The sequence below is a fragment of the Streptomyces sp. B93 genome (assembly GCF_018070565.1).
In the GTDB taxonomy this organism is placed as follows: Bacteria; Actinomycetota; Actinomycetes; order Streptomycetales; family Streptomycetaceae; genus Streptomyces.
In genome coordinates this window covers 111,009-133,062 of the sequence record NZ_JAGPXL010000004.1, presented here as the reverse complement: position 1 = coordinate 133,062, position 22,054 = coordinate 111,009, and the positions used below count along the sequence as shown (strand labels likewise).

Here is a 22,054-nt window from a genome sequence, read left to right as displayed (position 1 = left end):
TCGCATGTGGCGCACGCCACATGCCAGCGGCGGAACTCGGGCGTCGGCCGCTTCGACCCCTTCACCGGCACGGCTCGATCCGACGGACGCCGTACGACGCGATCTGGAGACCCGGTGATGGACGAGTCCAGGGAATCACCCGCCGGCGCGGGCGGAGCGCCGGGCAGACTCATGCCCCCGCCCGCCCTCTGCGGCTTCCTCCTGCTGCTGGCACTGGTGTTCACGGCGTCGTACGCCGTGGGGGCGGCGGCGGGACCCGTCGCGCCCGGCATGCACGGCACGTCCGGCAGCGCCGACACGGAGGACGTGGACCCGCACGGAGGAGGCCACTGATGGGTGCGCGGCCGGTCACCGTGCTGGTGACGACCGACCTGGCCGTCGGCGGGATGACCTGCGCGGCCTGTGTGACGCGCGTCGAGAAGAAGCTCGGCAGGCTGGACGGGGTCACGGCGAGCGTCAATCTGGCGACCGGGCGGGCCCGGGTGAGCCACCCGGCGGACGTCAGCGCCGAGGACCTCGTGGCGGCGGTCGAGAAGGCCGGTTACACGGCCGCCGTGCCGCGGCCGACCAGGAAACCGCAGGGCGGGGAGCCGTCCGCCGAGGACGGCGGGCGGGAGCGGGAGCGTCTGCTGATCACGGCCCTGCTCGCGCTGCCCGTGCTCGTCCTGTCGATGGTGCCCGCCCTCCAGTTCCGCAACTGGCAGTGGCTGTGCTTCGTGTTGGCGGCGCCGGTGGCCGTGTGGGGCGCGTGGCCGTTCCACGCGCGGGCGGCGCGCGGGCTGCGGCACTCGGCGGCGACCATGGACACCCTGGTGTCGCTCGGCGTGATCGCCTCCTTCGCCTGGTCGTCCTACGCGCTCTTCCTCGGCGGCGCCGGTGACCCCGGCATGCGGATGCCGTTCAGCCTGGTGCCTTCCGCGGCGGGGGACACGGCGCACGTCTACCTCGAAGCGGCCGTCGCCGTGCCGCTGTTCGTGCTCGCGGGGCGGTTCCTGGAGGCGCGTGCCCGGCGCGGCACCGGGTCGGCACTGCGCGCGCTGGCCGGGCTGGCGGCCAAGGAGGTGGCGCTCCGCGAGGGGGACGGCTCCGAACGACTCGTGCCTGTTGAGGAGTTGGGGGCCGGGCAGGTCTTCGTCGTGCGCCCCGGGGACCGGGTGGCCACGGACGGGCAGGTGGTGGAGGGGAGTTCGGCCGTGGACCTGTCCCTGGTCACCGGGGAGAGCGACCCGGTCGAGGTCGGCCCGGGCTCGGCGGTCGTGGGGGGAGCCGTCAACTCCGGCGGGCTGCTGCTCGTACGGGCCACCGCCGTCGGGGCGGACACGCAGCTCGCCCGGATCACCCGGCTGGTGACCGAGGCGCAGGCGGGCAAGGCGAAGGCACAGCGGCTGGCCGACTCGGTCGCCGGTGTCTTCGTCCCGGTCGTCCTCGCGCTGGCCGCCACGGTGCTGGGGTTCTGGCTCGGTGCCGGCGCCGATCCGCAGGCCGCCGTCACCGCGTGCGTGGCCGTCCTCGTCGTGGCCTGCCCGTGTGCGCTGGGTCTCGCCACGCCGACCGCGCTGATGGCCGCCACCGGCCGCGGGGCCCAACTCGGGGTGCTGGTCGGCGGTCCGCAGGCGTTGGAAGGGCTCCAGCACCTGGACACCGTCGTACTGGACAAGACCGGCACGCTCACTTCGGGGCACATGAGTGTCGCCCGGGTCACGGCCGTGCCCGAGGGCTTGGGCGGGGACACGGCGCTGCGGTGGGCGGGGGCGGTCGAGCAGGGCTCGGAACACCCGCTGGGGCGGGCGATCACCGCCCACGCCCGGCGGGCCCTGCCCGGGCGGCCGTTGCCGGAGCTGACCGGGTTCACCGCGGTGCCGGGGCGGGGAGTGCAGGGACGCGTCGAGGGGCGGCTGGTCGAAGTGCGGGCCCCGGACGACGACGAGTTGCCCGCCGTCCTGGCGGAGGCGGTGTCGGCTGCCGAGGGCGCCGCGCACACCGCCGTGCTCGTCCGCGTGGACGGTGTGGGCGAGGCGGTGATCGCGGTCGGGGACGTCGTACGGCCCGGCAGTTACCGGGCCGTGGACCGGCTGCGGCGCCTCGGCGTGCGACCGGTGCTCGCCACCGGCGACCGGGAGGCACCCGCCCGGGCCGTCGCGAAAACCCTGGGCATCGACGAGGTGCACGCCCGCCGCACCCCCGAGGACAAGGCCGGTCTCGTACGGGACCTACAGGAGCGCGGGTACCGGGTCGCGGTCGTCGGCGACGGTGTGAACGACGCCGCCGCACTGGCCGCCGCCGACCTCGGCATCGCCATGGGAACGGGCACCGACGTCGCCATCGGGGCCGCCGACGTGACGCTTGTGCGCGGTGACATCGAGGCCCTGGCGGACGCCGTACGGCTGGCCCGGCGCACGCTGGGCACCGTCCGCGCCAACCTCGTGTGGGCGTTCGGCTACAACCTCGTGACCGTGCCGCTCGCCATGGTCGGACTGCTCACCCCGATGCTCGCCGCGGCGGCGATGTCGGCCAGTTCGCTGCTGGTCGTCGGCAACAGCCTGCGGCTGCGCGGCTGGCAGCCCGCCCCCGCGGCCCGGAGGCGCACCCGATGACCGACCGCGATCGCCGGCGGCCGACGCGCCGCCGGCTCACCGACGCCCTGCTCGCCGCGCTCGCGCCCGTCGCCGCCTGCGCTGTCGCCCTCGGCGGACTGAGCATGTGGACCGCCTACGGCAACGCGGGCAGCCCGGCCCTGATCACGGTCACCGAAGGGCGGGTCTTCCTGCCGACCGGGGACAGCCGGGAGACGGCGGCGTTCTTCCGGATCACCAACAGCGGGGGCTCGGCGGACCGGCTGCTCAAGGTGACCTCCGCCGAAGCCGGTGGTGCCACCCGGCTCAGCCGCCACCGCATGGTCACCGCCAACACGGCGTCCGGGCAGACGGTGACCTCGGTGCCCGTCCCCGCGGGCGGCAGTCTCGCCATGTCCCCGTCCGGCGTCGATGTGATCGTGCCGACGAAGGGGACGTGGCGGCCCGGCGACCTCATCGCGTTCACGCTGCACTTCCAACACAGCGGGGCCGTGCGGAATCTCGCCGTGGTGGTCCGCCCGGGGCAGGACGGCCCCTAGAACACCCGTGCTGCCCGGCGGATTCGCCTGATCGCCGGGAACTCACGGGCCGCCTCCTCCGACTCCTCTCGGGGAACGAGCGGGAGGGGTGGCATGGACGGTCTGGATGTGCGGATGCGTGACGTCGTCTGCCGGCACGGCCGCGTCGAGGCCGTCAGTGGCGTACACCTCGATGTCGAGGCGGGCGAGCGGGTCGCGCTGACCGGCACGAACGGGTCGGGCAAGACCACGCTGATCCGCGCGGTGCTGGGCCTGCACCGTCAGGCCGACGGGCAGATCCTGGTCGGGGGCCGCGGCACGGGCTCGGCCGCCGAGTGGGCCTGGCGGCGCCGGGCGTGCGCCTGGGTCCCGCAGAAACCCGCGGTGGGCCGTTTCCCGCTGCTGGCCCACGAGCTGCTGGCCAGCAGCGGGGCACGGCCGGAGGCCGGGCGGGCGGCGGAGAGACTGGGCGTGGGGGCGTTGACCCGACGGCCGTTGCACACGCTGTCCGGGGGCCAGTTGCAGCGCGTGTACCTGGCCCGTGCCGTGGGCTGTGTGGCAGCCGGAGCCGGTGTGCTGCTGGCCGACGAGCCCACCGCGGCCCTGGACTTCGCCGGGCAGGAAGAGGTCGCCGACGTTCTGCTGTCCCTGCCGGTGACGGTGGTGGTCGTCACGCACGACCGGGCGCTGGCCGACCGTTGCGACCGGGTGCTGGAGATGGCAGCCGGACGACTGCGGGAGGTGCGGTGAACAGCCTCGCCGCCGCCGACCTGGGGCCGCTGCTCCAGCTCGCGCCGGTCCAACGGGCGGGCGCCGCCCTGCTGTTGGCCGCGATCGGACTGCCCGTGATCGGTGTGGTGATCGTCGGCCTCGACATCATGCCGGTGCGGTTCGCGATGATGCACGTCGCCCTGCTGGGCATCGCCGTCGGGCTGCTGACCGGGCTGGACCCGATGCTGTGCGCGCTCCTGGCCTGCGCCCTCGCGGGGGCCGGGGTCGCCCCGCTCGCCCGCACGCCGGACGGCCTGTCCGGCGCGATGGGCCTGTTGATGAGCCTGGCGATCGCCGCCGCGCTGCTGCTCCTGTCCGTGTCCGGGGTCAACGCGCAGGGCGCCTTCGCGCTGCTGTGGGGGTCGATCCTGTCCGTCGGCACGGCCGAGCTGTGGCTGCTCGGCGTGCTCGCCGTCGTCGTACCGTCCCTGTTCTGGTGGCGGCGCCGCGATCTCGCCCTGCTGCTCCACGACCGTGAACTCGCCCTCTCCGCCGGGGTCCGGGCCGACCTGCTGACGCTCCTGCTGCTCGTCCTGGTCGCGGTGTCCGTGGCCGGGGCCATCAAGCTGACCGGCGCACTGCTCGTCGACGCGCTGACCCTGCTGCCCGCGCTGGCCGCCCGGCGGCTGGGCACGTCCCTGAGGTCCATCACCGCCTGGGCGGTCGGCATCGGCGTCGTCGTCAACGTCACGGGGTTCCTCGTCGCGCTGACGCTCGACTGGCCCCCCGGGCCCGTGCTCGTCCTGACGGCCGGGATCGTGGTCCTGGCCGTTCACCTCATTCCCGAACGGAGAACCAGCTCATGGCGCGCAACCGCGTCCGTACCGTCCGTGTCCCTTCCGCCCTCGCACTGAGCCTGAGCACGGCGCTCGTCCTGACCACCACCGCCTGCGGCTCCGACCAGGCCGACGGCACGGGCACGAGTGGGCAGAAGAACGGCGGTGCCCCTGTCGTCGTGGCCACCACCACCTGGGAGGGCGCCTTCGCCAGGGCGGCCGGTGCCGAGGACGTGACGGTCATCGTCCCGTCGTCCGCGCGGCACGCCCCGGACTACGACCCCAAGCCGTCCGACCTCGCGGCGGTGGCGGGCGCCGACTTCGTGCTGTACGCCCCCTTCGAACCGTACGCGGCGAAGATCAAGGAGGCCGCCGGGTCGGACGCGAGGCTGGTCGAGGTCAATCTGGACAACGACGCCGACAAGGCGGGTGCCGAGGTCAGGCGGCTGGGGAAGCTGTTCGGGACCGAGGATGCCGCCGCCGAGTGGGACACGTCCTTCAAGAGCGAGTACGGCACACTGCGGGACGAGTTGAAGGACGCGTGGCCCGGCGGCAAGGCCCCGGTCGTCGTCACGCAGGTCTTCTCCGCCTGGTCGGCGAAGATGGCGGGCGCGGAGGTGGTCGGCACCTACGGTCCCGAGGCGGTGACCGTCAAGCAGCTGTCCGACCTGTCGAAGACGGAACCCGCGTACGTCCTCGACAACGCGCACATGACGACCGGCGAGGTGCTGCCCGGCTCGGGGGCGAAGCAGGTGGAGATCGTCAACTACCCGGGCGGGGACCTGGATCTGACGGCGGTCTACGAGAACGCGGCCGACACGATCAAGAAGGCGCTGGCAGCCTCGTAGCGAGGGCCCGGGGGGCCGCCGGGTGACACGCCGGGCGGCCCCTCTCCGTACGAAGGTCAGACAGCCTCCGCGAGCGACTCCGACGTCCCGAGGGCGCACTGCTCACGCAGCCGTGCCCGGTCCGGCTTCCCGGCCGGGGTCAGCGGCAACTCGTCCACGACCAGCAGTCGTTCGGGGTGCTTGCGGCGTTCCAGGCCCCGCGCCGTCAGGTGCGAGGACAGGTCCGCCAGCGTGGGCGCCGCGCCCCGCGCGACCACACAGGCCGCCAGCCGCTCACCCATCACCGGATCGGGCACCCCGACGCACACCACGTCCCGTACGAGGGGGTGCGTGGCGAGTTCGGTCTCAACCTCGGCCGGGCTGATGTTGGCCCCGCCCCGGATGACGACGTCCTTCAGACGGCCCACGACCCGCAGCGTGCCGTCGTCCCCGATGAGGCCGAGGTCCCCGGTGCGCACCCAGCCGTCGGCGGTGCGGTAGCGGGCGTCGAGGTCGGGGGCCGCGACGTAGCACAGCGGGGTCATGGGGCCGCGGGCGACGATCTCGCCGACGGAGCCCTTCGGCGCCTCCTCCAGCTCGGGGGCGCTGCCCGGGACGGCTATGCGTATGTCCGCGACGCGTGGGTCCGGCTGTCCGGCGACGACGCCGGGTCCTTCCCCGTGCAGGGGGCCGTCGCCCAGCCCGGTGTGGCAGTTGACGCCGTCCGCGGAGCCGTAGAGGTTCACCACCGGGCAGCCGAAGACGCGGCGGGCTTCGTCGGCCGTCGCCTCGTCGAGGGGGGAACCGCCGACGACGACGGCCGTCGGGGGAGTGAACGCCGGGCGGTGTCCCTCCGCGAAGCGGTCGAGCATCATCCGGATCATGGTCGGGACGCCCAGGACGTGGGTGGGCCCGTGCTCGGCGAGCGCGTCGAGGGCCGCCTCGGGGGTGAAGTGGTCGAGCAGCACGAGCGTGCCGCCGTGCCGGGCGAGCGCGACGGCGGTGCCGTTGCTGCCGAAGGCGGAGGCGAGCGGGACGAGGAAGAGACAGCGGGGCGGCCGGTCGTCGGCGATGAGGGAGGCGAGGAAGTTGCCGCGGCCACCGGCCAGGGCGTTGTGCGAGTACGCCACCATCTTCGGCTCCGCCTCGGAACCCGAGGAGACGAGGATGCGGACGGCGGAGTCGGGGTCGGGACGGGCCACGGTGAACGACGTGGGGTCGGTGCGCAGCAACGCGGAGAAGGCGACCGCGCCCTCGGGGGGCGTGCCCGGCCCGGCGGCGACCACGGTGTGCAGGGCGGGCAGCTCGCCGGTGAGGGCGAGCAGATCGGCGGCGTGCCGGTCGCCGCGGTGCTCGGTGGCGGCGATGACGGCGACCGCCTCGGCTCTGCGCAGCAGCGAGGCCGCCTCGCGCCTGCCGCGGCCGACGGGGAAGGGCAGGGCGATGGCGCCCAGCGCGGCCACGGCCAGGTCGGCGACGACGGCATCGCGTCCGTTGGGCAGTTGTACGCCGACCACGTCACCGGCGCGTACGCCGAGCCCGGACAGCCCGGCGGCCAGACGGCGCACCTTGCGGTCGAGAGCGGTGTAACAGAGCGTGCCCTTGGCATCGAGGACCGCCGTGCGGTGCGGGTCGGCGATCTGACGGGCGCGGTAGAGGCTGTACAGGTCGAGGTCGGGGCAGGTGCCGTCGAGGGCCCAGGCGCGGCGCAGTTCGGCGGGCAGCAGGTCGTGCAGGTCCACGGTCATACGAAGCTCCAGGGGGAGGGGACGGCGGGGGCGCCGTGGGCGTCGCGGGAGATCGGGCCGCAGGAGAGGAGGTCGGCCAGGTCGGTGACGACCGGGACGGCCCGCACCCCGCGGTCCCGCATCCGCTCGATGGCCTGGTCCGTGGTCAGTCCGCTCAGGTCATGGGGGGCCGCGGAGTGGTCCGGGAACGCGATCCATCCGCCGTCGGCGGTGCGCAGCGGACGGCGGAACCCCCTCGGCCGGCGCGGGTCGAGCCCTCGCGCGGCCCGGGCCCGGGCGGGCGCGGTGAGGACGTCGGCGGCGCCGAGCAGGGAGGAGTCGACGCGCACCCCGTGCCCGGTCCGCTCGCGCAGCAGCAGGCCCGCCAGGACCGCCTCGGCGCCGAGGAGTCCGCCGAGGACGTCGAGCAGGGTCATCAGGGACGGCGCGGGCGCCTCGTCGGCGGGCCGTACGGCCTCACCCATCCCGGTGCGGGCCTGCACCATGAAGTCGGTGCCCATGGGGGCGTCGGCCAGCCGGCCCGCCCAGCCGCTGGTGTAGGCGTGGACGAGGGCGGGGTTGACCGCGGCCAGGTCCCCGTGGTCGAGGCCGAGCCGGGCGGCCCTGCCCGGCGCCCAGTTGTGCAGGAACACATCGGCGTCGGCGGCCATGTCCCGCAGCCGGTCCCGGCCGGAGGGGGACTTGATGTCCACCTCGACCGCTCTTTTGCCCCGGTTGAGGGCGAGCCACCGTGCCGAGACCCCCGAGCAGGCGGGCGGCATGCCGCGCAGCGGGTCGCCGCCCGGCGGCTCGATCCGGATGACCTCCGCGCCCAGCAGGCCGAGCAGATGGGCGGCGAGCGGGGCCTGGATACGGCGGCCCGCCTCCAGGACGGTGAACCCGGCGAGGGGCAGGCCGGTGTGGAGGGCCCGTGCGGGGGTGTACGTGGCGTCGTGCGGGGTCAGCTTCCAGGGCGCCGCTCCGTCGTACTCGGCGGCCCGCCCGGCCAGCGACCGCACCGGGCACACGTCGGCGCCGGAGGCGTGGGCGGCCTGCCGGAGCCGCTCCCAGGTGGTCGCCCGTGTGGTCTCGTGCAGTACCTCGGGCAAGGGCGCGCAGGCGGTGGCGTACCGGAACTGGAAGGGCCGCCATCCCCGCCGTACCGCCTCCTCCGGAGCGTCCAGGGCACGCCAGAACGCCGCCCACCCACCCGGGTCGAGCGTCTCCAGCTCGAAGACCGTTCCGTCGGCGGACGTGAACGGCGGCCCGCCCGGCGCGAGTTCGACGGCCTCGCCGTCCTCGGCCCCGGCGGCGGCCAGATACTGGGAGACGGTGAGCAGACCGGCGCGCTCGGCGCTCACCTCCACCCGCGTGGGGGGCCCGCCCCCGCGCGCCCCCGCCAGCAGCCCGGCCAGCAGGCCCTGCACGGTGAGGACGGCGGTGGCGGTGGCGGCGTGGTCGACGCCCAGACCGCGCGGGGCGCCGTCGCGGCGGCCGTGCACCGCCATGATGCCGCTGACCGCCTGAACGGTGGCTTCGTCGCTCGCCGTGTCCCCCCAGGAGCTGCGGGCGGACACCTCGCCGAGGCCGCGCCCGGTGACGGTGAAGCGGCCTCCCGGACCGCCGTTGGGGCGGGCGCCGAGCAGCCGTAGGTGCTCCGCGACCAGGGCGTCCGCCACGCCGGGCGGGCCTGAGCCCTCGAAGCGGAGTCCGTCGAGCGGTCCGGCCGTCCGCGCGACGGCCGGTGTGGCGGGAGTTGCCATGGCTCTCCTTTCCTGACGCGTCCTGACGACTCCTGACGCGCGGGAACCCGGGGGTGATCACCCCCGACCAGTTCCACGGAAGAGGGAGTCGGACGGCCGACGGCCGGGGTTCCCGCGGCCGCCGGGAAAGTGAGGGGAGAACCGCATGCGGGACATCACCGGAGAGCCTCAATGCCCGCCGGAGACGGCCGAGTTGAGGGATCGCGTCGCCGCCTTCGTACGTGACCGGGTGCTTCCCGTCGAGCCGGCACTGGACGTCGGCGGTCCGGGGGCCGCCGTCACCCTGCGCCGGCTCCAGGCGCAGGCCAGGACCGAAGGGCTGTGGGCGCTCCCGCTCCCCACGGAACTCGGCGGACAGGGGCTCCCGCTGTGTTCGTACGCCCATGTCGCCGAGGCGGAGGGAGTCAGCGACCACGGACCGGCCGCCCTCGGCTCGGCACCCCTGCTCGACGCCCTGATGCTCTGGCGGCACGGCAGCCCCGGCGTCCGTGACCGGTACGCCGAGCGCCTGGTCGCCGGGGAGGTACGGGCCTGCTACGCGATGACCGAGCCGGACGTACCGGGCACGGACCCCTCCCTCACGGCCACCCGCGCCGTGCCCGGGGAGGACGGGACCTGGCGGGTCAGCGGGCGGAAGTGGTTCACCAGCGGCGCCGCCGAGGCCGACCTGGTCACCGTGCTCGCCCGCACCGACGGCGGACCGGCGGACCGGGACGGGCTGTCGCTGCTCCTCGTCCCCTCCGCCTCACCCGGCTTCCGTGTGGTGCGGGAACTGCCCGTGTTCGGTGCGAGCGGGCAGGGGGAGATCGCCCTCGACCAGGTCGTCGTGGACGCCGACCATCTGATCGGCGAGCGCGGCAAGGCCCTGGCCGTCGCGGGCGAACGGCTCCAACTCGGCCGGACCCTGCGCTGTCTGCGCTGGCTGGGGCAGGCGGCGCGGGCCTTCGACCTGATGCGTGAGCGCGCGATGACCCGTACCCGCTCCCGGGGGCCGCTCGGCGACCTCCAGCTCGTCCAGCGCCACGTCTTCGAGTCGTTGCTCGCCCTGCGGACGACCCGTCCGCTCGTGCACGAGGCCGTGGCCCGCCTGGACGCGGGTCGCGACGCCGCCGTGGAGGTGGGGCTCGCCAAGGTGGCCGCAGCCCGCACGCTTCAGCAGGTCGCCGACGCCGCGATCCAGGTGCACGGGGCCGCGGGCCTCGGCCCGGACACCGCGCTGCCCGCCCTGTTCCGCACCGGCAGGGCGGCCCGCATCCTCGACGGCCCGGACGAACTGCACATCACGTCGGTGGCACGCCGGGTCCTGCGGGCCACCTAGCGGCCCGTCAGGGCGACTTCCCGGTCGACGAGTCCGGTGAGCGACGCGAGCGCGTACGCGAGGAAGAAGTCGCCCCAGACCAGCTGGTGCCGTGTCGCCGTCCCGGAGGCGAGGTCGTAGCAGCCGTTCAGGAGACGGCCGTCCACGACATGGGCGCTGACCAGGTCGTGCAGCAGGGCCACGGCCCGCTCCCGGTGGCCGAGCCCGAGCAGGGCCACCGCGGTGATGGCGGCGGCGGAGGTGTCGGGAGGGCGGTCGGGGCGTGCCTCGTCGGCCGGGGGCACCACCGGCCCGGTGAGCAACAGTCCGGCGGCTTCCGCGAGTTCCTCGCCGCCGGGACACCGGGTGGCCTCGGCGAGCGCCAGCAGCAGCCAGGCGCGGCCTCGGCTCCAGCCGGGCGGTGGATCGTCGCGGGGCGTCCAGCCGACCGGCCGCTCGTACCGCCAGGACCACCGGCAGGGGGCTTTCCCCAGGCACAGTTCGAGGTGACGGCACAGGTGGGAGCGGGCCGCCCCAGGGTCGACCGAAGCCAGCAGCGGAACCATGCCGGGCACACCGTCCACCCGGGCCAGGAGCCGGGGCCCGCCGAACGCCGCGCCCCAGGGGACGAGGCCGAGTTCCGGGTCGTAGGCCTCCCGGCAGGCGTGCGCGGCACGCACCCGCAGCGCGGTGGCCTCCGGGGTGTCGGCCAGGGCGGTGCCGTACCAGAAGATCAGCCCGCGGGTGGCAGTGTCGGCTCCCACCCATGGCGTGAGCCGCTCGGTGCACCGCGCCGCGGCCTCGCGGTCGGCCGCCTGCCGCGTGTACCGGGCACGGAGCCACAACAGCCCCGCCCAGAACCCGCCCGTCCACGAGCCCCGCCCGGTCGTCGTCCACCGGCCGGTGGCGGGGTCCGCGAACAGCGGGAAGCGGTCGCCGGCCTCCGCCCGCGTGACGGCCACCCGGCCCAGGACGGACTCCAGCGCGGGACCGGCCCACCCGGGGACGTCGGCCGCGCCCGTCCGGCCCTCGGCCGTGCTCATCGCTGTGCGGCCGTTCGCCGTGCCCGCCGGGCCCTCGGCCGTGCTCATCGCTGTGCGGCCGTTCGCCGTGCCCGCCGGGCCCTCGGCCGTGCTCATCGCTGTGCGGCCGTTCGCCGTGCCCGCCCGGCCCTCGGCCGTGCTCATCGCTGTGCGGCCGTTCGCCGTGCCCGCCGGGCCCTCGGCCGCGCTCATCGCTGTGCGGCCGTTCGCCGTGCCCGTCCGGCCCTCGGCCGCGCTCATCGCCGTGCGACCGTTCGCCGGTCCCGCGCGGCCCAGGCCAGTGCGACCACGCCCGCGCCCGCGAACTCGGCCGCGACGAGCAGCCACCCCGTGCCGTAGTGTCCGGCGGCGGCCAGCAGACCGAACAGCGGGGGACCGAGCGCGAAACCGGCGAAGAAACCGCCCGAGACCAGCGCCGAGTCCTGCCCGGCCCGTCCGGGCGCGGCCCGCTGCATCACCAGCACCATGGAGACCGCGTTTGCGGCCACGCCGAAAACGCCCACGGCCACCGCCGCGACCCACGCCAGCGGACGCCCGTACGCCGAGGCCGCGAGCAGCAGAGCCGCCGCCACCGCCCCGGCCGCCAGTCCGCCCGGCAGCCAGCGTGCGTGCCCCGGGTTCCCGGCGGCCTTGGACCAGCCCACCCGCCCGGCGATCCCCGCGACGCCCAGCACCGCCACCAGAGCGGCGGCGGCCGTCGGGCCCATCTCCAGTCGGCGCACGCCGTACAGGGCGAGGTAGGTGTTCACGGAGGCGATGCCGCATCCCAGCAGCAGCGAGAACACCGCCAGCCAGGCGATGGTGCCCCGCGGCGTCCATGCGGCGCGCGTGAACGTGGGGGGCGGGTCGGCGGGCAGCGCACGTGCCGCCCACACCGCCACCACCACCGCCGTCGCGGCGGCCGTCCACACCGCGCCGCGCCAGCCGACGAGCCCGGCCAGCGCGGCCAGCGGCAACCCGGCGGCGAACGCGCCCACCTGGACACCCGACTGCTTCGTTCCGGTCACGGAGGCACGCCGTTCGGCGGGCACGGCCGCCAGGATCGTCCTGTTCGTGGCGGGGTTCGCGAGCGCCTGCGGCAGTCCGCCGAGCGCCACCGCGGCCAGCAGGAACCACGCCCGGGGCGCCGCCCCGATCAGTGCCAGGGCGACCGCCGACACCAGCAGCAGTGCGACCAGGCAGCGGCGCGGCCCCACACGGTCCACCACCCGCCCGCCGACCGGGGAGAGGACGGCCGCCGCCCCGAAGCCGACGGTCGTGGCCAGGCCCAGGACGGTGGGTGACACCTCCAAGTCGTCCACGAGCCGCGGTCCGAGGGCACCGAGCAGGAACAACTGCATCATCGAGAACGCCATGGCACACGTCAGCAACGCGGTCATGGCGGTGCCTCCCCGCCCGGGGCGGCTCCCGGCCGCGGGCCGGATCCCCCTCTGCTCCGTCGTCACCGGCGCCCTCCCCAACCCCGCTCCACCCCGGCGGCACATGCGGGGCCTGGGCAGGAGTCGGACGGAACACCCCGCTGGTTCCCGCCTGTTCGCGTGGCGTGGATCACAGCTGCCGCATTGAGTCGGACACCGGCAGCAGGTGCGTACCCTCTCGTGACCCGTGGGACCCGGACTGCGAAGATGAGGCGCCATGACTGCTGGGGGGTGTTCTCGCACGCTCAGGGCCGCGGTGTTCGCGGCCGTCTGTGTGCTGCTCGCCTCCCTGGGCCACGTCATGATGTCGGGAACCGCGGTGCCCTGGTGGGCCATGGCCGCGGGGGCGGCGGCGACCGGCGGCACGGGTTGGCTGCTGGCCCGCCGGGAACGGGGGCCGGTGCTGGTCGGCTCCGCGGTGGTCCTCGCCCAGGCCGCGCTCCACGCGTCGTTCTCGCTCGCCCAGGCGGTCGTCCACCCGGAACCGTCCGGTGGCGGGTCGCTCGTCCAGCGGTGGCTGGGCTATCTGCTGTGCGGTTCGCCGTCGGGCACGGGGCACGACGGCGGCATGCCGACGTCCATGGCCTCCATGGCCTCCATGGCCTCCATGGACCACCCGATGGGCGACCCGCACTCCATGGGGGCCATGCACCACATGGGGGCCGCGCGGGCCATGGACCACGGCATGGGGGGCATGTCCTCGACCGGCATGCTCGCCGCGCACCTGCTGGCCGCGCTGCTGTCCGGTCTCTGGCTCGCCCACGGCGAGCGCGCCGCCTTCCGCATCCTGCGGGCTCTCGCCGGATGGCTCGTCGCTCCGCTGCGCCTGGTCCTCCGGCTGCCCGCCCCGCCGCACCGGCCCCGCGCGGGCCTCCGCCGAGGCCGCTCGGACCGTGGACCGCGGCGGCTCCTCCTCGCCCATGCGATCACTTCTCGGGGTCCGCCCCTGGGGGCCGCTGTCGCCTGACGACAGCAGGTTTCCCGTGGCGGGGACGGCGAGCCGTCGGCACCCCGCCTCGGTACCGGCCGTGCGCACCGATGCCCGGCCGACGACCCCAACACCCGTTCACCGGGGCCGCCCGCCAGCCGCCGTGCCGTGCGCGCGGACCTGAGCGCGCCGCCGCGGAGCCAGGTTGTTGCCCGGTTCCCCGGCGTCCCGGACTCCCGGATCCCCGGATTCCCGAGAAGGAGGGACAGCAGGTGCTCACTCCTGCCCCGCCCCCGATTGCCCCGCACGAAGAGCCCACAGCAGAGTCGAGGGACGATTCGGTCACCGTCTGGGCACTGGCCGCCCGCGGCGGCGACCCCGACGCCGTCGACCTCTTCGTCCGCGCCCTGCACCGGGACGTACGCCGCTATGTGATGTTCCTCGGCGCCGACCCGCAGAGCGCGGAGGACCTGACCCAGGACACGTTCCTGCGTGCCCTGAGCAGCCTCCACCGGTTCGAGGGCCGTTCCTCGGCCCGCACCTGGCTGCTGTCCATCGCCCGCCGCGCGGTGATCGACAGCATCCGTTACGCCTCCTCCCGCCCCCGCCTGTCGGACACCGACGACTGGCAGTCGGCGGCCGAACGCGCCCAGCCGCGCGGGCTGCCCGGATTCGACGACGGCATCGCCCTCGCCGAACTGCTGGACGCGCTTCCGGGCGACCGCCGTGAGGCATTCGTCCTCACCCAACTGGTCGGGCTGCCCTACGCGGAGGCGGCCGGGGTCAGCGGCTGCCCCGTCGGCACGGTGCGCTCCCGCGTCGCCCGGGCGCGCACCTCGCTGATCGAGTGGCTCGACGACGCCGAGCGCCGCACACCAGCGGTCGCCGCGGCCTGACCCGGCGCTGCCGCCCGGTTTCCGGCCGGGCGGCAGCGGCCCCGCTCACGGCATGGCGACGGCACCGGGGAACCACGCCCGAACACGGCGCCCCGCGTCTGCCCTGCCGCACCACACCATCACGAAGAGGGAGTTGCCCGTGCACCGTCCGACCTTGGTACTCAGCCTGCGCCGATTCGGCGCCCTCACAGCGGTCGCCCTCGCGGTCACCGTCGCCACCGCGGTACCGGCCGCGGCCCACGCCGAGGTCGAGGCGGAGGGCGCCCGCGCCCTCGACCAGAACGTCGCGCTGACCTTCTCGGCCGCCTCGGAGTCGGCTTCCGCGGGCATCACCGGGCTGGAGGTGATCCTGCCCAAGGGCATCACCGCGGACGACCTCACCTACAAGGAAGGCCCCGAGGGGTGGAAGCTGACCGCCACCAGCCGGGGGTACACCGTCTCGGGGCCGAAGCTCGCCGTGGGCGAGGACGCCGAGTACGTGGTCGTCGTACGGCAGTTGCCCGACGCCGGGAAACTGGTCTTCAAGACCCTCCAGAGCTACAGCGACGGCGGGGTGGACCGCTGGATCGAGCTGGAGGACGAGGCCGAGGACGACCACGGTCACGGGCACCCCGCGCCCGTCCTGCGGCTGAAGCCCGCGGCCCCTGGGGCGAAGCCCGTCGCCCCCAGCCCCACGCCGGAGCCCACCACGGCCGTTCCCTCGCCCGGCACCGCCCCGGGGGAGACCGTCGCGGAGGCCACGGACACGGCCACGGACACGCCTACGGGCACGGGCACGGACGGGGACGGCGGCGTGCCGCTCGCCGTGCTCCTGGGCGTCGGGGCGGGCGTCGCCGTCCTCGGCGGTGGGGCGTGGTGGCTGCGCAGCCGCCGCGGCGGATCGGCCTGAGCCCGGGGGCGTTGGGGTCCATCGTTTGTCGGAGATTTCCGGATGGCGTCTATAGCCCGCCGCCCTCAGGAAGACTGGCGGTGTGCCAGAGATACGAACGGCCGTGGACCGCCTACTGGTGCGGTGCGAGGCGGCGTGGACACCTGCCGTCGAACGGCACATGGCCGACGTCGGCGAGGCTCCGGACAGCTGGCTGCCATCGGCGGCCGGACTGCTGCGCGGGTCCTGGAGCGAGGGCGGCCGGGACTGCGCGGTGGCCGCGGTGGCAGTGCTGGAGTACGCACTCGACGTAGGGGAGAGGCGGGATCCGCGGCGGCCCCGCTGGGTGCTGCACCTGTGGCTGGCCGAGCGGACTCTGGCGCTGCGCTTCGATGACCACCGGCTGTCGGACGAGGTCCACCACCATCTCGCCGCCCAGACCCAGGGCCGGCGGGCGGACGATCCGGTGGCCGTGGCGGCGACCTACCCGGAGGAGCCCTCGCCCCGCCACTTCGAGCCACAGAGGCCGTCGCACCCACACGCCGTGCGGCTGGCCGAAGGGCTCCCCGCGGACGACCTGGTCCGCCCCAGCCTCCTGGCCCGGCTGGCGCAGTCCGCCTTCTTCCGCCTGGAGTCGGGCGACATGACCGCCCTGGAGAATGCCGCACGGTGGGCCGACGAGGCCTTCACCGGTGTCACCGCCGACCATCCGGAGGCTGGTCTCGTCAGCTGCGCCACCGTCCACGCGGCCCTTGCGCGCTTCCGCGACCGGCCGAGCGACGCGCAAGGGGTACGGCTGGCGTTGCGGGCGGGCCGTTCGGCGCTGCGGGCGGTCGAGCACTCCCGGCGCCACGGGACCCGCCCGGTCGACAGGGAGGCCGCCTCGGCCCATCTCGTGTTCTCCCTCGCCCTCACCGCCTCCGTGCCGCTCCATCCCGACCAGGAGGTGGTCGACGAGGCCATCGCCCAGCTGGAAGCGTTCCGGGCCTGCGCGCCGCCCGATGACAACGGGATCTACGCCGGGAACATGCCCGGGCTGCTGAGCGCACGGGCCGTCCTCACCGGATCGCGGGCCGACCTCCGTCGCTCGGACGAGCTGTGGGCGGCGCTACAGCGGGACCTGCCGCCGGACCACCCCCTGCTGCCGCACATCGCCGACAAGCGCGCCGCGTGCGCCGAGTTGGAGCGGATGCTCACGCGGCTCCCCATCAGCGGTACCCAACTGCTCAAGCTCGTGCGCCCGATGCTGGGACAGCTGCTGAGCGGGGTGCGGCTGCCGCCCGTTCAGATGTACGTCCCGCCGGGCCGCCCCGGCGTGCGCTCCCCCGGCCCCGGACCGGAGGAGTTCGCGCCCTTCCTCGGCTTCCCCCGAGCCGCCACGGCGGACGCCGCACCTGGCCGCCCCGAGGGCGTCACCGTCGCGTGGCCGCCCGGGCCGCCCGCGGACGCCGGACCGGCGAAGTCGCCCTCCGCCGCGGATCTCGACGGACTGCCGCCCGAGGCGGCGGCCGTGCACGGCGCCCTGCTGGGCGCCGGGGTGAGCGATCCGCGTCGGCTGGCCCTGGCCGTCGACCAGTTGAAGAAGGTGCTGGCCGGGCCGCTGCCCGACGGACAGAGGGGCCGCGTCGCCACCGTCCTCGTACAGATGCTGGCCTCGCAGTTCACCTTCAGCGAGGACTTCCGGCACCTGGAGCAGGCGGTGCGGTGCGGGGACGAGCAGCTGGCCCTGCTGCCGGCGACGAGTGCGCGGTACGTCGAACTGCTGTGCGCGGTGGAGATGCACCGGCACTCCTACGGGGCAATGCACCAGGACGAGGCGACGATCGCCCGGGCGTGCGACGCGCTGGCCTGGGCGGTCGGCCGGATGCCGGAGACGTCGGCGAGCTGGCTGGGCTGTGCGATCCCCTACGCGCACGCCCTGGCCAGCGTCTCCTGGATGCGCCGGGACGTGGCCGGCACTCAGGAGGCGGTCCGGCTCGTGGAGTTGTCGGCGCGGCGCCTGGAAGCCCTGCCGGACCAGCCGGGGTACTCGCCCGAATCGGCACAACTGCGCGAGCAGCTCCGACCCGCCCTGGCCACCGTCGCCGAACTGGTCCACCGCGCCCACGACGAGGTCACCTGGCACCGCTACGGGGACGAGGAGCCCGTGTCCTGGACCGCGGCAGCCGACAGGGCGCTCCCGCCCCGCGCCCGGTTCGCGAACGCGCGGATGGCGCTCGGCGAGGCGGTGGAGCGCCGGGACTGGACACTGGCGACGGACGCTGCCGCGGCCGCGCTGGAAGTCCTGCCGCTGGTGGTGTCCCAGGCACTGCAACGCGACGACCGCCAGGCCGTCCTGCGCACCGCGCTGCTCGGCAACCGCTATCCGGCCCCGGCCGGTCCGCGCCGTGGCGCCGACCTTCCCGACCGGCTGGAAGGAACGAGCCTGGCCCGCACCGCGTGCGCGGTCGCGCTGGCCGCAGGCCGCACGGAGCAGGCGGCGGCGCTGCTGGAACAGGGGCGGGCCGTACTCATGGGGCAGGACCTCCAGGCCCGCAGCGATGTCTCCGACCTGGCCGCGGTCCATCCGCGGACGGCCCGGGAGTTCACCACCCTCGCCTCCCGCGTGCGGGAGACCGAGACGGGCACGCCGGACGGGCCCGTCGAAGCCACGCGGATCCGGCAGCAGCACGCGGTGGTCGAGGAATGGCAGCAGCTGCTGGCCCGGATTCGAGAGCTCGACGGGTTCGGGAACTTCCTGCTGCCGCCGAGCGCCGAACAGATGAGACGCGAGGCGAAGGAGGGGCCGATCGTCCTGGTCAACATCGACCGGCTGCGCTCCGACGCCCTCGTCGTCACGGCCGAGGACATCAAGTTGGTGCCACTCGAAGTCACCGAGGGGCAGCTCGCCCATACCGCGCGGCGATTCCTCTCCACGGTCTCCATGGGCGTCGGCGAGTCACGCGCCCGGCGCAGGGAAGCCGCGGAGGCCGTGTTCGACACGCTCGAATGGCTCTGGGACACCGTCGCGGAACCGGTGCTGGAGGCAGCGGCACTGACCCGGCCGATCCCCGCGGGCACCCCGCGCGGTGCGGTACCGAGGCTCTGGTGGTCGGCGTCCGGGCCGCTGGCCCATCTGCCGCTGCACGCCGCCGGTCATCACCGAACCACCGAACTCGGTCAGGGGCGTTCCGTGCTGGACCGGGTCGCCTCCTCGTACACCCCGAGCATCAGGGCACTGCGGCACGCGCGGCAGGCCGCCGTCGCGGGTGGCGGCGCCGGGCCCTCTCTGGCGGTCGGGCGCCCCACCGGTGCCGACGGCGCGGAAGGCGCGTCCGCGGCGGAGGTGGCGGCGATGGCTCGCACCATGAGCGGGCTGCGGATCGTGCAGGGCGCCGACGCGACGGTCGGACGGGTACTCACCGAGCTGTCCTCGGCGGCCATCGTGCACTTCGCGTGTCATGGCCTCAGCGATGCCGAGGACCCGTCCAGGAGCCATCTGGAACTCGCCGACGGGCGGCTCGAGGTGCGGGACGTGGCCCGCGGACACTTGCCGCACGCCCGGCTCGCCGTGCTGCTGGCCTGCCACACCACCCGTACCGACCGCCTCCCCGACGAGGCGGTCCATCTGACGTCGGCGTTCCAGACGGCCGGGTACCCGCAGGTCGTCGGGGCGCTGTGGGAGGCGCCGGACCTGGTGTCGGTGCGGCTGACGGAACGTCTCTACCGTGCCCTGCGGACGTACGGCGGCGGCCTCGACGTCACCGACACCGCGCGGGCCGTGCACGGGATCGTACGGGAGCTGAGGGCGCGGCACGCGGGGTCACCCGGTGTGTGGGCGCCGTACGTCCACACGGGGCGTTGACGAGGACGGACGAGCGAGTGGAAGGACGACGCTTGAGTACGTCGCAGGGGGCGGCCGCGATCGACCGGAGGACGGCGGACGCGGCGCGTCGGGTGCTGCAACTGATGCTGGGGGAGTGGCGACTGCTGCCCGAGGGGTGGGAGGAGATCGCCGAGCTGCTTGAGGAGCTGGCGGTGGCCGTCGCCGCGGGGGACACCGCGGCGGTGGACGCGCTGACCGGCGAACTGGAGGAGTTCTCCGGCAGCCGGGTGTCGAGGATCGAGAAGGGCCCGGACGGGAAGGTGCCGCTGCCCGACCCGGACCGGGAGCGCGTCGTCGCCCTCGTGCACAAGCTCGCCCCGGACGCCCGGCCCGGTGACCCCCCGCCCCCGCCCCCCGAGCGGACCTGAGGGCGGGCCGATGCTGTCGGTGATCGCCAACGTCGCGGTGGGTCTGCTGACCAGCCTGGTCGGTCTCGGGCTGGGAGCGTTGTGGGAGCGGGGGCGGCGGACCAGGGCGGTCTACCGCCGGGCCGCCTTCTTCGGCGTCAGGCCGGGGGAGCAGTGCGTGATCGTCGTCGGTACCAAGCACGGGCAGCCGGGCACGACCCAGCACCGGGATCTGCGGGCGGTCGTCGAACTGACCGTGCTGCTGAGCGAGCTGGGCTGCCAGGTGAGTGTGGAGTCCGGGGCTCTGCGCGGCAGCAATGGTGACCGGACCGAGTTCTGTGTCGGAGGGCCGATCGGCGGATCCAATCCGCGCACCGGCGGCCATCTGACGGCCCATCTGCCGGGGGTGACGATCACTCCGTTCGGTGACGGCCCCGACTCGGTGGCCATCGTGGTCGGAGGGCGGCGGTACTACTTCGACCGCGGGCACCAGGAGTACGCGGTGGTCGCCAAGTTCACGCCGCCCGAGTCGACCCGGCCGGTCGTACTGGTGTGCGGGCAGAGTTCGGTGGCGAACCAGGCGGCGGTGCACTTCCTGCGCCGCGAGTACGCGCGGGTGGTCAGGGCGGTGGCGTCGGCGGACCGGTACTGCCTGCTGGTGAAGGTCTCCCACATCGACATCTACTCGTTCCACCGTTCGGAACTCGAGCGGGACGTGTCGGCGGAGGCGTTCACAGCGGCCGGGTGACCGCAGGGTCGGGGCGCGCTCCCGGCACGGGCGCTGCGCGTCGGCCCTTCCACGGTGACGAGCACCCGGCCCCCCTGTGCCGGGTGCTCGTCGGACCGTCGGGCCCGAAGGCCGGCCGGGGCGGCCGACCGGGCCGGCCGCGCCCCGGGTTCTCAGATCCCCGTGTACTTCATGGACGGATCGAGATCCGCCAGCGTGTCGAGGTAGCGGCGGATCTTGCGGTTCGCCTTGATGCCGAAGGCGCCGAGGTTGCGGCCGACGCCGAGCATGATCTCGCGGTGGGCGCCCCGGTCCCACATGTACATGTGCACCGCGGACTTCTGGATCTCCGCTCCCCGGCCGCCGAGCAGCGCTATCACGGCGAAGTCGGGCCGGTCCTCGGCCACGGTGTCGAAGACCGAGCCCCTGGGCTCCTCGAAGGTGGTGCCCGCGCCAGTGATGTTCTCGTTCCACCAGCTCACCCGCATCGCACCGCGGAAGACGTCGGCCGCCTCCGCCATCGACAACTGGGTGGTTATCTCCACCGGTGACTTGGCCATGCTGTACTCCCTGCTCGTTCCGCTCGCTCTACTTGTCCTCGAAGACCTTTTCGCTGAACCGGTGGCGCTGACCGCTGTCGATCCAGTTCTTGCAGGCGGGGTTGCGGCACTCGTAGACGATCCACGAGCCCATCGGCTGCCGTTGCTCGCTCTTGACGCTCATGCGCTGCCGGCAGACCCGGCAGCTGAGACCCTTGGCCATGTCCTTTCCTCTCCTCGTGAACCGTTGCCTCAGAAACCGGACGGAGGCAGCGGGATGAACGGGCGCAGTTCCTCGGCGACCCAGTGGACGGGTGTCTGGAACACCTCGCCGATCTGCGTGTAGAGGCCGTGCAGGGTGTCCGCCGAGGCCCAGTCGAAGCGGGCCCGGGTCGGATCGGTGTCGCTGGCCGGCGCGTCCACGACGGCCTTGAAACGGCCGCCGGGCGCGGCGCAGACGTAGACGACGTTGGCGTCCGAGGCATCGGTGAGCTGTGCGATCCGACGCAGCTCACCCGCTACCAGGGCCGGGATCCGCACCCGCTCGGGCGTCGGTCCGGGCCGGCCCACGAGCCAGGGCTCGGAGCGGTTCTCCTGCCAGAACCGCAAGTCGTCGGCGGACAGCCGGTTGCGCGGCACCCCGTTCGCCCGGAAGAACTCCAGCGCGGCCATCCGTACGCTGTCGTACGCCGGGCTGCCGAAGTCGGAGCCGACGAGGTTCCACACCGTACGCGCGGCGCCGAACAGGGCGAAGCCACCGACCGGCAGTACGGCGTCCGCGAGCGCGCGGGCGAAGCCCTCCGGGTCCGACTGCGCGAACGGCAGGAACGGCGCCTGGAGTTCGCCCCACACGTCCGAGGCGTCGATGTCGGTGCCGACGGGGTCGAACTCGAAGCGGCCGAACCGCTCCATCAGGGACACCACGTCATCCGGCAGCCGCGGAGTGCGGGGCGTCCTCGCGAACAAAGCCATCGTTCTCTCTCCTGGCACAAGAGCGGGAACCGGCCGACGCGGGCGCACCGGAACCGGACGTAGCTTGTCTAACAAGGGCCCGAGGCGGGGCTCAACGGCTCTCCGGCGAACCGGACGATCTCCGGAAAACCCGGGCGGCACCCGGGCGGGTCCACAAGACCGGGACGAGTCGCCCCGCCCTGTGCGACACTCGGCCGCG

Annotated in this window: 20 protein-coding genes; 13 read left to right on the top strand and 7 right to left on the bottom strand. The window is 74.5% G+C overall.

From position 1 onward, the window contains the following. Positions 1–117: 117 nt before the first annotated feature. The 6 genes from KBY47_RS05725 to KBY47_RS05700 all read left to right on the top strand — a co-directional run bounded on the left by KBY47_RS05725 (position 118) and on the right by KBY47_RS05700 (position 5,486). Positions 118–333, top strand: a complete 216-nt coding sequence (locus KBY47_RS05725; protein WP_210919817.1) for a hypothetical protein — start codon at positions 118–120, stop codon at positions 331–333. Next, on the top strand, positions 333–2,594 hold the full coding sequence (locus tag KBY47_RS05720; RefSeq protein ID WP_210919816.1) for a cation-translocating P-type ATPase: 2,262 nt from the start codon (positions 333–335) through the stop codon (positions 2,592–2,594). The genes KBY47_RS05725 and KBY47_RS05720 overlap by 1 nt, the downstream gene beginning before the upstream one ends. Then, positions 2,591–3,112: a copper chaperone PCu(A)C gene (locus KBY47_RS05715; RefSeq protein WP_210919815.1), complete on the top strand. Its 522-nt coding sequence runs from the start codon at positions 2,591–2,593 to the stop codon at positions 3,110–3,112. The genes KBY47_RS05720 and KBY47_RS05715 overlap by 4 nt, the downstream gene beginning before the upstream one ends. A gap of 93 nt (positions 3,113–3,205) precedes the next feature. Further along, positions 3,206–3,841, top strand: a complete 636-nt coding sequence (locus KBY47_RS05710; RefSeq protein WP_210919814.1) for a metal ABC transporter ATP-binding protein — start codon at positions 3,206–3,208, stop codon at positions 3,839–3,841. After that, entirely contained in the window at positions 3,838–4,716 is an 879-nt protein-coding gene (locus KBY47_RS05705; RefSeq protein ID WP_210919813.1) for a metal ABC transporter permease, read from the top strand. The genes KBY47_RS05710 and KBY47_RS05705 overlap by 4 nt, the downstream gene beginning before the upstream one ends. Beyond that, complete coding sequence (locus tag KBY47_RS05700; protein WP_210919812.1) at positions 4,665–5,486, top strand: metal ABC transporter solute-binding protein, Zn/Mn family; 822 nt, start codon at positions 4,665–4,667, stop codon at positions 5,484–5,486. The genes KBY47_RS05705 and KBY47_RS05700 overlap by 52 nt, the downstream gene beginning before the upstream one ends. Before the next feature lie 56 nt (positions 5,487–5,542). Here KBY47_RS05700 and KBY47_RS05695 read toward each other — a convergent pair whose 3' ends face one another. Both KBY47_RS05695 and KBY47_RS05690 read right to left on the bottom strand, forming a co-directional pair. Next, positions 5,543–7,213 carry a class I adenylate-forming enzyme family protein gene (locus KBY47_RS05695; RefSeq protein ID WP_210919811.1) on the bottom strand — a complete coding sequence of 557 codons (1,671 nt, stop codon included), beginning with the start codon at positions 7,211–7,213 and terminating at the stop codon, positions 5,543–5,545. After that, positions 7,210–8,955, bottom strand: a complete 1,746-nt coding sequence (locus KBY47_RS05690; protein ID WP_210919810.1) for a CoA transferase — start codon at positions 8,953–8,955, stop codon at positions 7,210–7,212. Before KBY47_RS05690 ends, KBY47_RS05695 begins: the two co-directional genes overlap by 4 nt. A 145-nt stretch (positions 8,956–9,100) precedes the next feature. Here KBY47_RS05690 and KBY47_RS05685 point away from each other — a divergent pair, with 145 nt between their 5' ends. Beyond that, positions 9,101–10,273: an acyl-CoA dehydrogenase family protein gene (locus tag KBY47_RS05685; protein WP_210919809.1), complete on the top strand. Its 1,173-nt coding sequence runs from the start codon at positions 9,101–9,103 to the stop codon at positions 10,271–10,273. Here the strand turns inward: KBY47_RS05685 and KBY47_RS05680 are convergent. Both KBY47_RS05680 and KBY47_RS05675 read right to left on the bottom strand, forming a co-directional pair. Beyond that, on the bottom strand, positions 10,270–11,535 hold the full coding sequence (locus tag KBY47_RS05680; RefSeq protein WP_308405052.1) for a sugar ABC transporter permease: 1,266 nt from the start codon (positions 11,533–11,535) through the stop codon (positions 10,270–10,272). The genes KBY47_RS05685 and KBY47_RS05680 overlap by 4 nt on opposite strands. After that, positions 11,532–12,674, bottom strand: coding sequence for an MFS transporter (locus KBY47_RS05675; protein ID WP_247694267.1), 1,143 nt, complete (start codon positions 12,672–12,674; stop codon positions 11,532–11,534). The genes KBY47_RS05680 and KBY47_RS05675 overlap by 4 nt, the downstream gene beginning before the upstream one ends. 256 nt (positions 12,675–12,930) lie before the next feature. Here KBY47_RS05675 and KBY47_RS05670 point away from each other — a divergent pair, with 256 nt between their 5' ends. The 6 genes from KBY47_RS05670 (at position 12,931) to KBY47_RS05645 (ending at position 20,365) form a co-directional block, all read left to right on the top strand. Next, positions 12,931–13,680: a hypothetical protein gene (locus KBY47_RS05670; RefSeq protein WP_210919808.1), complete on the top strand. Its 750-nt coding sequence runs from the start codon at positions 12,931–12,933 to the stop codon at positions 13,678–13,680. A gap of 233 nt (positions 13,681–13,913) precedes the next feature. Beyond that, on the top strand, positions 13,914–14,537 hold the full coding sequence (locus KBY47_RS05665) for a sigma-70 family RNA polymerase sigma factor (RefSeq protein ID WP_308405051.1): 624 nt from the start codon (positions 13,914–13,916) through the stop codon (positions 14,535–14,537). Positions 14,538–14,676: 139 nt separating this feature from the next. Further along, on the top strand, positions 14,677–15,426 hold the full coding sequence (locus tag KBY47_RS05660) for a DUF1775 domain-containing protein (protein WP_210919806.1): 750 nt from the start codon (positions 14,677–14,679) through the stop codon (positions 15,424–15,426). Between the two features lie 82 nt (positions 15,427–15,508). Continuing rightward, entirely contained in the window at positions 15,509–19,249 is a 3,741-nt protein-coding gene (locus KBY47_RS37170; protein ID WP_210919805.1) for a CHAT domain-containing protein, read from the top strand. Between the two features lie 32 nt (positions 19,250–19,281). Further along, positions 19,282–19,638, top strand: coding sequence for a CATRA system-associated protein (locus KBY47_RS05650; protein WP_210919804.1), 357 nt, complete (start codon positions 19,282–19,284; stop codon positions 19,636–19,638). A 10-nt stretch (positions 19,639–19,648) separates the two neighbouring features. Continuing rightward, positions 19,649–20,365 (top strand): hypothetical protein, encoded by a 717-nt coding sequence (locus KBY47_RS05645; protein ID WP_210919803.1) that lies wholly within the window; start codon positions 19,649–19,651, stop codon positions 20,363–20,365. A 152-nt stretch (positions 20,366–20,517) separates the two neighbouring features. On the opposite strand, the gene KBY47_RS05640 is transcribed toward KBY47_RS05645, so the two are convergent. Genes KBY47_RS05640 through KBY47_RS05630 form a run of 3 tightly spaced genes read right to left on the bottom strand, consistent with a single transcriptional unit; the run spans position 20,518 to position 21,855 of the window. Further along, the gene (locus tag KBY47_RS05640) at positions 20,518–20,904 is read right to left on the bottom strand and encodes a hypothetical protein (RefSeq protein ID WP_210919802.1); all 387 of its coding nucleotides are present in this window, start codon (positions 20,902–20,904) and stop codon (positions 20,518–20,520) included. A gap of 28 nt (positions 20,905–20,932) precedes the next feature. After that, positions 20,933–21,106: a hypothetical protein gene (locus KBY47_RS05635; RefSeq protein ID WP_210919801.1), complete on the bottom strand. Its 174-nt coding sequence runs from the start codon at positions 21,104–21,106 to the stop codon at positions 20,933–20,935. Positions 21,107–21,135: 29 nt separating this feature from the next. Then, positions 21,136–21,855 carry a hypothetical protein gene (locus tag KBY47_RS05630; RefSeq protein WP_210919800.1) on the bottom strand — a complete coding sequence of 240 codons (720 nt, stop codon included), beginning with the start codon at positions 21,853–21,855 and terminating at the stop codon, positions 21,136–21,138. Positions 21,856–22,054: the final 199 nt, after the last annotated feature.